Origin of the sequence: Streptomyces sp. sk2.1 (assembly GCF_008120935.1) — a bacterium.
Lineage (GTDB): Bacteria > Actinomycetota > Actinomycetes > Streptomycetales > Streptomycetaceae > Streptomyces.
This window is the reverse complement of record NZ_RDBO01000020.1, coordinates 1,392,413-1,405,015: the sequence shown is the minus strand read 5'-3', so window position 1 is coordinate 1,405,015 and position 12,603 is coordinate 1,392,413. Positions and strand designations below refer to the sequence as shown.

Genomic DNA, 12,603 nt, shown 5'->3' with positions numbered 1-12,603 from the left:
GTCCAGTAGTAGCGGGGCGGGGACGGCGGGGGCGGGATCGGGACCGGCTCGGGCACCAGGGCCGGGGTCCGCAACAGCGGATCGGCCGACCAGTAGGTGCTCCGGGGTTCCTCGGGGGTGATGACGGCGGTGATCCGTACGGTCAGGTGCTCCCCGGCCCGGGTCGGTACGGAGAGCGTCGAGCCGGGCTTCGCCCCCAGCGCCTTCGCCGTCTCCTCGGTGATCGCGCCCTCCACCTCGCCGGTGTCCTCGGTGACCGTGCCGCGCACGGTGGGCCAGGCCCCGGAGCGCAGTGCGGCGTGGCGGGGGAGGTCCGACAGGGTGGTGTAGCTCAGCTGCGGGTCGAGTCCTTCGGGCCGGGGCAGCCAGGCCTCCTGCGCGAGCAGCGGCTTGCTGGTGCCGAAGCCGTACGAGGACTCCTCTGCACCGGGCCGCACCTCGGCGGGCAGCGCGGCGCGGGTCTTCTCGTGGACGGTCCTCAGCGCCGCGCCGCGCACAGCCGCCTCGCGCTCGGCCGGGACCATCTGGAGGCTGGGCTGCGGGCTGACCAGCTCCAGGACGCTGTGCCCCGGGCCGGCGGCGGTGATGTCGTGGCGCAGCCCATCGGTCCCCTGGCGCTCCACCGCGCGCGGGAAGAGGGCCGCGAGGAACGACGTGACCAGCACCAGCAGCGCCAGCGCCCAGGCGGTGCCGGGCGCGGCGCGCAGCCGGGTACGGACCCAGGGGGCGCAGGCGGCGCTGGTGCGGCCCGGGACGGAACGCGTGGTCATGTCAGTCGTCCCCCTGGGTACGCAGCGAGGTCGCGGGGTCGCCGCGGCGCATGGCGAGCGCCACGACGACCACCAGCGGCAGTGCGGCGACACCCGCCAGCAGCGCCGCGGTCTGTCCGGCGGGCAGCCGCACCAGCACGTCGGGCACCGGTGCGGTGGCCTGTCCGGTCAGCACGATGAGCGGTACGACGACCCGGTTGAGCACGGTCCCGAGCACGGCCCCGACCAGCAGCGCGATGGCGATCAGCACCCCCTGCTCGGCGGCGATCATCCTGGTCAGCCTGCGGCGCGGGGCGCCCAGCGCCCGCAGGACGGCGAACTCACCGGTCCGCTCCCGCTGCGCGCCGATCGCGTTCACCGCGAAACCGACCGAGGCCAGGGCCGCGGCGACCACCGCCACGGCGGGCAGCGCGGACTGCGGCCCGGCCCCCAGCGGGTCGCCGACCAGGTCCCGCGCGATCTCGTCGCGCACCAGGACCTGGGCCGGGTCGGTGTCGGGCCGGGCCCGCAGCGCGGCGGCGACCTCGTCGGTCCGGCCCGGGGCGGTGCTCAGCCACCACTCGTCGGCGGTGAACGGGGCGGAGCGTTCGGCGAGGACCTGGCTCACGGCCTCCAGGTCCAGCAGCATCGCCCCGCCGTCCCGGGCCGGGACCCGGCCGGAGTCGTCCGGGCCCGAGCCGGGGCCCATGGTCGGCAGCCGCCGCACCACGTCCGCGATCCGCACCCGGACCTTCTCCCCGGCCAGGGTGATGTCGACGTGCTGGCCCTTCTTCGCCCCGGCGGCCTTCAGGTACGCGTCGGTGACGACGGCGTTCGGCACGGGCGCCTTCGGGCGGGGCGCGGTGGCCCGTACGGAGTAGGCGGGCGCGCCCCACGAGTCGTAGGCCGCCGCGAGGTCGTAGCCGAAGGCCAGCGGGGTGCGCGCGGAGGCCGTCGCCTCCACCGGTTCGTCGTCCGTCTCCTCCCCGGAGAAGGCGAAGCCCAGCGCGGCGTTCCAGCGGAAGCCGTCGGGGACCGGGACCGGCCGCTCGGTGCCGTCGGCCGCCACGGCCCGCAGCGCGTCGATCTCCACCCGGTACGAACGGCTCGCTTCGGTCGGCGGGCTGCCGCCCAGTTCGAACCCGGTCACGGAGAAGTCGCCCGCGGCCGCCACCGCGAAGGCCACCGGATGCGGCTTCCCGTCCGCGGGCACGGCCCCGGCCGACACCCGGTGGGGCAGGCCGTAACGGTCCTCCAGCAGCACGGACAGCAGCGGCGCGGCCTCCTTCGCCGACGGGCGGCCGTGCGCCCCGGTCACCGCGATCCGCGCGTCGAACCGGACCCGCTCGCTGTTCTCCGGCAGCGGCAGCCCCACCCGGACGGGCCGCGGCGCGTCGAGCGGGTCGAACAGCCGCTCCCGGGGCCGGTCGCCCAGGTCGTCGCGGATCAGCAGGTGTTCGTCGGCGCGCGCGGTGTCCAGGACGAGTACCTCGGCGGTGCGCTCGTCGGAGAGCTCCGCGGTCGTGCGGAACGCGGGCGCCGCCTCCCGTACCCCCGGCATCCGGGCGTATGTGCCCACCCGCGTCGGATCGTCGACGGCACCGGTCGTCACGCGCAGCGAGGCGCCCGCCCGGAAGTCCGCCTGGTCGTCCTGCGAACGGTCCCAGGAGGCGCGCTGTCCGATCGCCAGCATGCCCATCGCCGACGCGAGGACCAGCAGCAGCACGGGCCCGGCGTTGCGCATCGGGCGGCGGCTGAACTGCCAGCCGGCCAGGGCCGCGATCAGCCCCCGGCCGCCGGCCGCCCGGCGTTCGGCGAGCCGGGCCACGGGCGGCAGCAGCCGCAGCGTCAGCACGGTGCCCGCGAGCAGCAGCAGCGCGGGGGCGGCGACCAGCAGCGGATCGATGCCGAGGTCCCCCTGCCGGTCCCCGCTCAGCGCACCGCCGCCGGACTGCGTGCTCCGGCCGTTCAGCTGCCAGTACGCCACCGCCGCGATCACCAGCAGACCGATGTCGGCGCCCGCCCGCAGCGGGCCGGGCAGCGCGGCGGGCCGGCCGCCGCGGCGCTCCTGGGCACCGGCCGTGAGTACGGGCGCCACGACGGCCACCGCGCAGGTGAGCGCGGTGACCCCGGCGACCAGCCAGACGGTGCCGGTGATGCCGGTGTCCAGCCGCAGCCCGATCCGGGACAGCGCCCCGCGACCCGCGAGCAGCCGGGTCAGCGGCCCGGCGAGCAGCGGGGCGACGAGCACGGCGGGCAGCGCCAGCAGCAGCGCCTCGATCGCGGCGAGCGCCGTGATCCGGCCGCGCGAGGCGCCCCGGGCCCGCAGCAGCCGGGTCTCCCCGGCGCGCTCGCTGCTCAGCAGCCGGGCCACCAGCAGCAGCGCGTAACCGGCGAGCAGCACCAGCTGCACGGCGACGATCGTCAGCGTGGAGCGGGAGACCAGCAGGGCCCGGTCGATCTGTTCCAGCACCCGGGGGAGCGAGGTCCGCGCGGTGGCGCCGCTCTTGAACTCCGGTGCGGCCAGGAGCTTCTTCGGGGCCGCCGTCGCGGCGTCGTGCAGGGCGTCGGTCTGCCCGGTGGTGACGGCGCGGAAGTCGGCGGTGGCCAGCCACGCCAGCCGGCCGGGGCTGGTCCGCCCGGAGCCGAGCACGGCGGGGTCGGCGAGCAGCGGGCCGTACGTCGTGAAGGAGACCCGGCGGACGCCGCGCCCGCCGAGCTCGTCCAGCTGCCAGTACGGATCGGTCCGGTCGACGGCCTCGTACGTGCCGGTGACCAGGACGCGCAGCGACTTCTCGGTCAGCCGGTCGGTGAGGGCGATCGACGAGCCGGGCTTCAGCTTCAGCGCCTCGGCGGCGGCATGCGGCAGGGCGACCTGGACGGGGCCGCCGGACTTCCCGGCGCCGGGCGCGGGCGGGCGGCCCGCGACGACCCGGATCCGGCTGCGGTCGAGTGCGGCGAAGTGGGTGAGGTCGGGTTCGTCGCCCCGGCCGCCGGTGGCCTGCGGCAGCGCGTACGCCCCCGACGCCTCCAGTGTCCGGACGGTCACGGGAAGGCCGGGGAAGGTGTCGCGGGCCGTGCGCCGGGCCAGCGCGTCGGCCGCCTCCCGTCGGTCGGACGGCACCTGGGCGGACATCACCAGGGAGGCGGCGGTCGCCGACCGGTGGGTGAGCGCGTGCCGGAGCGAGGCGTCACCGACGGAGCCGGAGAAGGCGGTGAGTGCGGCCAGGACCGAGGTGGTCAGCAGCACGGCGAGAACAGCCGCGGTGAGCAGCAGCCGGTGGGCCCTCACCCGGAGAAAGACGAACCCCGTCACACGCGCCCCCCTGGGCCCTCATTCCACCCACGCCCCCCGGCGTTCTGGGCATGCTTTCAAGGCGCGTGCGCTCTTGGAAACCGCTTCCTTACGTAATTGATGCGATTGTGATCGTTAATCGGCGAAGGGCGACCGAAATGCGCGCATGGTGTCGGTGGCGGAGCACAAGGGAGCGTTCAGCCCTCGGCGTTGATCATCGAGGCGGCGGCGTAGGTCAGGTAGTCCCACAGCTGCCGGTCGTGCTCCGGCGCCAGCGCGAGTTCGTCGAGCGCCACCCGCATGTGGCCCAGCCAGGCGTCGTGCGCCGCCCGGTCCACCCGGAAGGGGGAGTGCCGCATCCGCAGCCGGGGGTGGCCGCGCCGCTCGCTGTAGGTGCGGGGCCCGCCCCAGTACTGGATCAGGAACAGCGCGAACCGGTCCTCGGCCGGACCGAGGTCCTCCTCCGGATACATCGGCCGCAGCAGCGGGTCCTCGGCCACCCCTTGGTAGAAGAGGTGCACCAGACGCCGGAAGGTCGCCTCGCCGCCGACCTGCTCGTAGAAGGTCTGCTCCTGAAGAGTGTCGCGCGGAATCTCTGTCACCCGTCCATCGTCGCAGACGCACCGGCCGAGTACCGGGGGCCTAGGACCCCCCCCCGCAGCCCGGGACCGCCCCGGAATCCTGGCCCTTGAGGCCCCGGCGCAGGAAGGTGGAGGTATGGACGTGCGCCCCGACCCGTTCGCCGAGGCCGCCGCCGAGGAGCGGCGGGCGATGGTGCGCGGGATCGTGGCCGGCGGGGCGTTGGCGGACCCGGCCTGGCGGGCCGCGTTCGAGCAGGTGCCCAGGCACCTGTTCGTGCCGTACTACTTCGTCGACGGCGGCCGGGAACGCCTGTGGTGCGAGGACCCCGACCCGGACCGGCGGGCCCGCTGGCTGCGCGGGGCGTACGAGGACGGGGCGCTGGCCACCCGCATCCGGGACGGCGAACTGATCTCGTCGAGCAGTCAGCCGTCACTGATGGCCCGGATGCTGGAGGAGTTGGACGTGCGCGGGGGGCAGCGGGTCCTGGAGGTCGGCGCGGGCAGCGGCTACAACGCGGCCCTGCTCGCCCACCGGCTCGGCGACGACGCCGTGACCACCGTCGACCTCGACCCGGAGATCACCGAATCGGCCCGCCGGCACCTGGCCGCGGCCGGACACCACCCGGCGGTGGTCACCGGGGACGGCGCCCGGGGCTGCCCCGGACGCGGCCCGTACGACCGGATCATCGCGACCTGCACCCTGCCGTGCGTGCCGTGGGCGTGGCCGGCGCAGTGCGTGCCGGGCGCCCGGATCCTGGCACCGTTCGCCACCGGGCTGATCGCGCTGCGGGTGCGGGAGACGGCGCACGGCAGGTGTGCCGAGGGGCGGTTCCTGCACACGGCCGCCTACTTCGTACCGCTGCGCGGCGCGTCGGCGGTACCGGCCAGGTACCCGCGCATCGGGAGGGTGCCCAGGCACGTCGGCGGGAACGACCTCTTCCGGTTCCTGCTGGCGCTGACCGGGGACACCCTCGACCCGCGCGAGGCCCTCTCCCTCTGGGAGCGCGAGCGGCACCCGGGGCGGGAGAGGTTCGGCATCACGGTCGCGCACGGGCGGCAGTGGGCCTGGCTGGACGACCCCGAGGGACCGTACGCCTGGCCACTGCCCACCGCGTGACGGTACGGGTCAGTCCCGGCGGATCGTGATCGTCGTCCACGCCCCGATGTGCACCCGGTCGCCGTCCTTGAGCGGGACGGGGACATAGGGCTGGATCGGGTCCTCGGCGCCGTTGAGCGTGGTGCCGTTGGTGGAGTTCTGGTCGACCACGGCCCAGCCGCCGTCGGGCTGACGCACCAGCACCGCGTGCTGGTGCGAGACGCCCGGGTCCTCCGGCGGCACGGACAGGTCGATGTCGGGGGACTCGCCGGTGCTGTGCCGACGGCGGCCGACGGTGACCTGCTTGCCGGACAGCGGGAGCTGCTGCTCGGGGGAGTACGCGGGCAGGTTCAGCCCGGTCGCCTCGGGGCCGCTGCGCTGCATCATCGCCAGGAAGTACTCACGGTCCGGGGCGATGACCGCGGTCCAGCTCGCGGGCGGCCGGTTCTGGTCGGCGCCCGGGAACGGCGACTGCTCCTGCTGCGGCGCGGGTGACTGCTGCGGGCCCTGGGGCCGGGACGGCGGCGACAGCATCCAGTCGTCGTCGCTCTTCTCCGGCGGCTGCGGCGCGGGCGGCTGCGGGGCCGGCGGACCGGGCCGGTCGAAGCCGGGCGGCGCCGACTGCTGCTGGAACGACGGCGGGGACTGCTGCTGGAACGGCGGGGGCGGCGGACCCTGCTGGAAGGACGGCGGGGGCGGCGGACCCTGCTGCTGGAACGGCTGCGGAGGCAGGGGCGACTGCGGACCGGGACCGGGCGGCGGCGACTGCGGGCCAGGACCCGGAGGAGGCGACTGCGGGCCCAGACCCGGCGGCGGCGACTGCGGGCCCGGACCGGGCGGACCCGGCTGCGGACCCGGCCCCGGAGCACCGGGGTGGCCGCCCTGCTCGGACAGCGGCTCGGCCGGACGGTTCATCTGCGAGGGCCGCGAACCCGGGAACGGGTCGTGCTGCTGCGGGGGCACGGGCGGCTGCTGCGCCTGGAAACCGGGCGGCAGGTTGAGGCCGGGCGGCGGGCCGGTGACGCCCTGCGGGGCCAGCGGCGTGTACGACGTCGCGGTGTTCGTGAGGAAGTTCCAGCGGCACTCCTCGCAGAACGGCGCCATCGCCTCACGGGGCGTGCGGCACTGCGGGCAGAGCTCCGCCTGCTGGGTCGCGTCGGAACCGGCACCCGCAGGAGGGAAGCCGTAACCGGGAGCGGGCGGCGGAGGAGGCGGCGGGGGCACCGCGCCCGCGGGCGCACCCGCGGGCGCGCCGGCCATGCGATGGCCGCAGACCTCGCACCAGTCGTCGGAACCCGACTGGTGTCCGTTCGGGCAGGTCGGCATGTCGGCGCTTCCCCCTCTCCTTGGCCGGCCCCGGGGCCGGCGTAGTCCTTGCTCGTAGCCACCCGGTGGATCGCTCCGGCCGGGCGGCCCGGTCGTGTGGCCGTGCGGTTGTCCCGCGTCTACTTCTTGACGCGGACGGTCTTGGTCGAGCGCGTTTCGAGGGTCATCTCGTCGGCATCCGCGACCTTTGCCTTCAGTCGCACAGTACCGGTCGCGGCGTCCACGACGTCCACCACCTTCGAAAGCAGTTTCGCAGTGTCCTCGTTCCCGGAGGCCGACGCCAGCTGCACCGCACGGCCCAGTTTCGCGGTCGCGCCGTCGTAGTCGCCCGACTTGCGGGCGTCGAGTCCCTGCTGGATGACCTGGGCCAGTTCCGCCTGGCCCGTGTAGTGCGCGACCTGCGGATTGATCGAGGTGGACATCGCCATGTCCTCGGTCCACACCGCCAGGACCAGGCCCGGGGAGAGCGGCTGCGACGCCCCGCCCGACGACTCGGGAAGGACCAGCGAGACCCGGGAGGCCAGCATCTCCTGTCCGATTCCGGCCTGTGGCACCCGTACGCACACGTGGTAGTCGCGGGACTCGTCGCCCCAGGAACCCGTGGGGTAGTCCCCGGCGCGGGGGCCCGCCTCGGTGCGCCGGTCGGTCAGGTCGACGACCGAGGGCGCGACCTGCTTCACGAACTGGATCTCGACCCCGACGGGTGTCCACAGACGCAGCGCGACGTCCGCGACCTCCTTGCCCATCGCGTTCTCCATCATCTGCGTGAAGTCCGCGGCGAGCCCCGCCGGGTCGGCGACGATGTCGGCCGTGCCGAGCAGCGCGGAGGCGACGGATGTGACCTCTTTCACCTCCCAGTCGGTGCCGACCCCGCGGGCGTCACAGGTGAAGCGGCCCGCGCAGGCGTCGAGCGCGGCCCGCAGGTCCTGCGGCGACTCGTGCTCGTTGCGGCCGTCGGTGAGCAGGATGCCGTGCCGGATGGCCACGTCGGCCGCGCCGAGCAGCCGGTCGGCCAGCTTCAGCCAGGTGCCGATCGCCGTGCCGCCGCCGGCGCTGAGCGCGCGCAGCGCCCCCTTCGCCTGCGCCCTGGTCTGGGCGTCGGCGACGGCGAGCCTGCCGTTGCCCGGGTAGACCTCCTTGGCGACGTGCGTCCCGCCGATCACCGCGAACGAGGTGCCGTCGCGCAGGGTGTCGATGGCCGCGGCCGTCGCGTCGCGGGCGTTGCGCATCTTCGTCGGCGGATAGTCCATCGAACCCGAGCAGTCGACCATGATCACCACGGCGGCGCCCGACGGCTGCCCCGGAACGCGCGGGGACGGCACGGCGCCGTTGGACAGCGGGACCCCGCCGGTGGTGCCGCCCCCGGTCGAGGTCACCGTGACGATCGCGTTGACCTCACGACCGCCCTCCGGCAGATATTTGTTCTGGTACACCTCGACGGAGAACTGCGGCACGTTCGACTTGGAGAAGTTGGCCATCTGTTCGGCTCCTCGGTACTCCAGGCATCGGATGAGGACGGCTGGGAGAGGGAAAACGGGCGAAGACGTCGGTGGGGGATCGGACGGACGGAATCGGAGTCAAGAGTTACGGAACAGGGCTCATGCGGTGGCGCAGGCCGATCCTGCCCCTTGCGGTCGCACGGCGAACGGCAGCAGGGCCACTGTTACGTTGTCGTGGCCCCCGCCGTCGAGGGCGTGGCCGACCAGCACCTGGGCGCCGTGCAGCGGGCGCCGGCTCGCGTCGGCCGGCACCACCGCGGACATCTCGTCGGCCGACTCCGCGTAGTTCCACAGGCCGTCCGTGCACACCACCACGAGGCCGGACCGGTCGGGCTTGAACGCCGCGGTGTGCGGCTCCAGTTCGTACGCGTCGGCGCCGAGCCACCCCGTGATGGCGTGGGCGCGCTCGTCCGCGTACGCCTCGGCCTCGTTCATCAGCCCGGCCGCCACCATCTGCGCGGCCCAGGAGTCGTCCTCGGTCAGCCGGGCCGCCCGGTGGGAGCGGTCGTCCGGCACCCAGTAGGCGCGGCTGTCGCCGACCCAGCCGACGATCAGCAGCTCGCCCACCACGACCGCGCCGACCAGGGTGCACGCCGGGGCGTTCTGGTGGCGGTGCTGCTCCTGCTCCCGAACCGGCTGCCGGGCCAGGACGTTGACCGCCTCGGCGGCCGTGACGATCGCCTCGTGCATCGCCTGCTGCGGGTGGACGCCGCGCGGCAGCGACTCCAGGAGCGACTCGTTGGCGGCGCTCGCCGCGGCGGCCGACGCCTCGTCGGGGCGGCTGGCCGACGAGACGCCGTCGCAGACGATCGCGACGACGGCGGGCGAGCCGTCGGGCAGGGCGGTGGTCGAGACCGCGAACGAGTCCTCGTTGCGGTGATGGCGAAGACCCCGGTCGCTGACGGCGGCCACCGAACCGAGTTCCTGCTCCATGTGGTCGCGCTCGCGGGGCTGGGCGTGGCCGCAGTTCTCGCAGTACCCGTCGGTGTCGACCCTGCCGGCCCGGCAGGCCACGCACAGCCGGCCACCGGCCGCCGGCCCGGGCGCCGGGTCCGCGACGACGGTACGGGGATCGGGCGCACCGGCGGSCGGTGGCCGGCTGTGCGTGGCCTGCCGGGCCGGCAGGGTCGACACCGACGGGTACTGCGAGAACTGCGGCTGCGGGTACGACCTGTCGGCCGKGCCCGCCGCGGGGGCGGCCAGCTCGAAGTCGCCCGAATCGGCCGGGGTTCCGGCGGGGCGGGCCTCCTCGGCGTCCGGGGCGTCCGGGGCGGTCTCCGCCGCACCGTCGTCCGCCGTGCCGCCCTCCGCCACGGGTACGGCCAGGGCGACCGTCGGGTGGTCCGACGGGGCGGCGGGCACGGCCGACAGGTCGTACCCGCACGCACCGCAGAACAGGTCCCCCGGCTCCACCGGCTCGGTGCAGCCGGGGCACGGTGACAGGGCCGTCTCCTGGGACTTCTGGGGCTGGGGCTTCTGCGACATTTTCACACCCACGTCCGGGGGCGGAAGCGGTTGGCCCGTTCCACCAGTTCGATCCTCTCGTCGCCGGGCTCAGCGAGCCGGGCGAGCATCCGGTACGAGCGTTCCAGCCCGAAACGCAGGCCGCGCTCGTCCAGTTCACTGCCGAGCAGCGTCCCCGGCCCGGCCCCCGGGGCGGCGGCGGGGCCGCCGGAGAGCACCCAGTCCAGCGCCGTGCCCAGGACCTCGACCGACAACTGCTCCCGGCGCACCGCGTCCAGGCCGAGCCCGGCCAGCCCCGACACCTGGTCCGCCGCGGCCGTCAGGTCGGCGAGCAGCGGTTCGTCCGGGGACCGGCCGCGCAACCGGGCGCGCACCGCGGCGACCCGGGCGGCCGTGCAGTGGATCGACGCCTCCGGCACGGACTCCAGCGCCTCGACGCCCCCCACCCGGTTCCCGGTGGCGAGCCGCACCCGCGCCAGGCCGAACGCGGCGCTCACGAAGCCCGGGTCGGCCGTCCACACCAGCCGGTAGTACTCGGCGGCGTTGTCCAGCTGGCCCAGGACCTCCGCGCAGACCCCCAGCGCCAGCTTGGGCGCCGGCTCGCCGGGGAACGCGTCGTACACCGCGTCGAAGGAGAGCGCCGCGTTCTCGTGGTCACCGGTCACCAGCGAGGTGACGCCGCGGTACCACACGACCCGCCAGTCGTCCGGGTGCCGCCGCTCCAGCTCCGTCAGCATCCGCCCCGCCGAGTCGAGTTCGCCCAGCTCCAGACGGGCGCGCAGTTCGCGCAGCCGGGTCTCCAGCGAGGCCGAGGGCACGGACTGCAGGGCGTTGATCAGTTCGGCGGGGGCGGTGGCCATCAGACCGGCGAGGAAACCCGCGTTGGGGTCGCTCGTGTCGACCCGGGGCACGGGCAGCGCCAGCGAGGCGGACCGCACGTCGAGCCCGGCCGTCGGGGAGCCGGCCGGCACGTGTGCCGGTGCCGCGGACGCCGGGTTCCGGGGGGACGGAATCGCGGCCGGTGCGCCGCCGGCGGGCGGCAGCGCCGCCGCGCCCCGGCCGGAGCGCGCCGGGGCGGCGGGCCGGGCGCCGAGCCGCGACACGTCCTCCACCTGCTCGGGGAACAACTGGGTGTCCGTGACCCGCACTTCCGTGCCGAACAGCGTCGAAAGCGCCGGGCGCGGGCGCCCCGTCTGCAACGCCACCACCTCGCGCAGCACGCCCGTCAGCTGCTCCGCCATCTCCGCCGCCGAGGCGAACCGCCGCGCCGGGTCCGGGTCGGTGGCCCGCACCAGCAGCCGGTAGAACGACTCGTAGGTCCGGAACACCTCGATGTGCTCCGGTTCCGGCAACGAGTCCACGAAGACGTTGGTGTAGCCCTGGAAGTCGAAGCTGAGCACCGCGAGCGTCCGGGCGACCGTGTACAGGTCGGAGGCGACCGACGGGCCGACCTCCGCGACCTCCGGCGCCTGGTACCCCACCGTGCCGTAGATGGCCGAATCCTCGTCGTCCATCCTACGCACCGCGCCCATGTCGATCAGCTTCAGCTGGTCCTCGGTCTGGATCGCGTTGTCGACCTTGAAGTCGCAGTACAGCAGGTTGCGGCTGTGCAGGTGGCCGAGCGCCTCCAGCGCCTCGATGCCGTACGCGCACGCCTGCTCGACCGGCAGCGGGTCGCGCTTCCCGTCGGTGGTGCGGCGCTCGTTCGCGATGTCCTTGAGCGACTTGCCGCCGACGTACTCCATCACGATGTAGCCGTCGAGCGAGCCGGTGCGCTGGTCGAGGTGCTCGACGAAGTTGTAGATCCGGACGATGTTGGAGTGCTCGATCTCGGCGAGGAAGCGGCGCTCGGAGATCGCGACCTCCATGGCGTCCTGGTCACCGGTGTCGAGCAGGCCCTTGAGCACCACCCAGCGGTCGGAGACCGCGCGGTCGACCGCGAGGTAGACCCAGCCGAGCCCGCCGTGCGCCAGACAGCCCGCCACCTCGTACTGGCCATGCACGATGTCGCCCCCGCGGAGCTTGGGCACGAAGGAGTACGGGTGGCCGCACTTGGTGCAGAACCCTTCCGTACGGCCCACCCGGTCGCCGCGGGACCGGCCCACCGGCGCCCCGCAGTCGGAGCGCGAGCAGAACCGCTTCCGCTCCGGCACCTCCGGGTTCTCCATCACCGCGGAGCGCGGATCGGGGCGCGGCACGTCCGGCACCTCGACCAGGCCCACGCCCAGCCGGCCCCGGGAGGACGCGCTCGACGACGCGCCGGAGGCACGCACCGAAACCGACGGGGACGTGGCGGAGCCGGACACCCCGTGCGAGAGCCGCCCCGACACCGAACGCCGCGAGGACGACGAACGGGACGAGCGGGAGGACCGCGAGGAGGACGACGAACCGGAGCCGCCGCGACCGCTCGCACCGCCGGCCGTGATCCCGGTGGCCGGCGAACTCACCATCCCGTCGGGCGAGACGACCGGGGCCAGACCGCAGGTGTCGCAGTACAGCTCACCGCCGCCCATGTCCTCGTAACTGCCCTCGCACGCGGGGCGCTGGCACTTCGTACTCATCATCGGTCCCCCTGCTCGCCCCGCCGCCGCGA

The 12,603-nt window shown here is 74.7% G+C and carries 7 protein-coding genes and 1 pseudogene; 1 reads left to right on the top strand and 7 read right to left on the bottom strand.

All coding sequences use genetic code 11. The features are described from left to right. The 3 genes and pseudogenes from EAO76_RS44420 to EAO76_RS09680 all read right to left on the bottom strand — a co-directional run. A pseudogene (locus EAO76_RS44420) lies at positions 1–770 on the bottom strand (ABC transporter permease); the annotation flags it as partial. A 1-nt stretch (position 771) separates the two neighbouring features. Beyond that, positions 772–4,065 (bottom strand): ABC transporter permease, encoded by a 3,294-nt coding sequence (locus tag EAO76_RS09685; RefSeq protein WP_148835266.1) that lies wholly within the window; start codon positions 4,063–4,065, stop codon positions 772–774. A gap of 176 nt (positions 4,066–4,241) precedes the next feature. Then, entirely contained in the window at positions 4,242–4,646 is a 405-nt protein-coding gene (locus EAO76_RS09680; RefSeq protein WP_148835265.1) for a globin, read from the bottom strand. Positions 4,647–4,761: 115 nt separating this feature from the next. Between EAO76_RS09680 and EAO76_RS09675 the strand changes: the two genes are divergently transcribed. Next, positions 4,762–5,742 carry a methyltransferase domain-containing protein gene (locus tag EAO76_RS09675; RefSeq protein ID WP_148835263.1) on the top strand — a complete coding sequence of 327 codons (981 nt, stop codon included), beginning with the start codon at positions 4,762–4,764 and terminating at the stop codon, positions 5,740–5,742. Between the two features lie 9 nt (positions 5,743–5,751). On the opposite strand, the gene EAO76_RS09670 is transcribed toward EAO76_RS09675, so the two are convergent. The 4 genes from EAO76_RS09670 to EAO76_RS09655 form a co-directional block, all read right to left on the bottom strand. Next, entirely contained in the window at positions 5,752–7,047 is a 1,296-nt protein-coding gene (locus tag EAO76_RS09670; protein ID WP_148835261.1) for an FHA domain-containing protein, read from the bottom strand. 119 nt (positions 7,048–7,166) lie between these two features. Then, positions 7,167–8,525, bottom strand: coding sequence for a VWA domain-containing protein (locus tag EAO76_RS09665; protein ID WP_148835259.1), 1,359 nt, complete (start codon positions 8,523–8,525; stop codon positions 7,167–7,169). Between the two features lie 120 nt (positions 8,526–8,645). Next, a complete protein-coding gene (locus EAO76_RS09660; RefSeq protein ID WP_148835257.1) occupies positions 8,646–10,031 on the bottom strand; it encodes a PP2C family serine/threonine-protein phosphatase in 1,386 nt (461 codons plus the stop codon). A 2-nt stretch (positions 10,032–10,033) separates the two neighbouring features. Beyond that, positions 10,034–12,571 carry a serine/threonine-protein kinase gene (locus tag EAO76_RS09655; RefSeq protein ID WP_148835672.1) on the bottom strand — a complete coding sequence of 846 codons (2,538 nt, stop codon included), beginning with the start codon at positions 12,569–12,571 and terminating at the stop codon, positions 10,034–10,036. Positions 12,572–12,603 lie beyond the last annotated feature (32 nt).

What these genes read in the sequence shown, in the direction of transcription:
- EAO76_RS09675 (WP_148835263.1), top strand. Translation starts at nt 4,762, where the DNA reads ATGGACGTGCGCCCCGACCCGTTCGCCGAGGCCGCCGCCGAGGAGCGG.
- EAO76_RS09670 (WP_148835261.1), bottom strand. Translation starts at nt 7,047, where the DNA reads ATGCCGACCTGCCCGAACGGACACCAGTCGGGTTCCGACGACTGGTGC.
- EAO76_RS09665 (WP_148835259.1), bottom strand. Translation starts at nt 8,525, where the DNA reads ATGGCCAACTTCTCCAAGTCGAACGTGCCGCAGTTCTCCGTCGAGGTG.
- EAO76_RS09655 (WP_148835672.1), bottom strand. Translation starts at nt 12,571, where the DNA reads ATGAGTACGAAGTGCCAGCGCCCCGCGTGCGAGGGCAGTTACGAGGAC.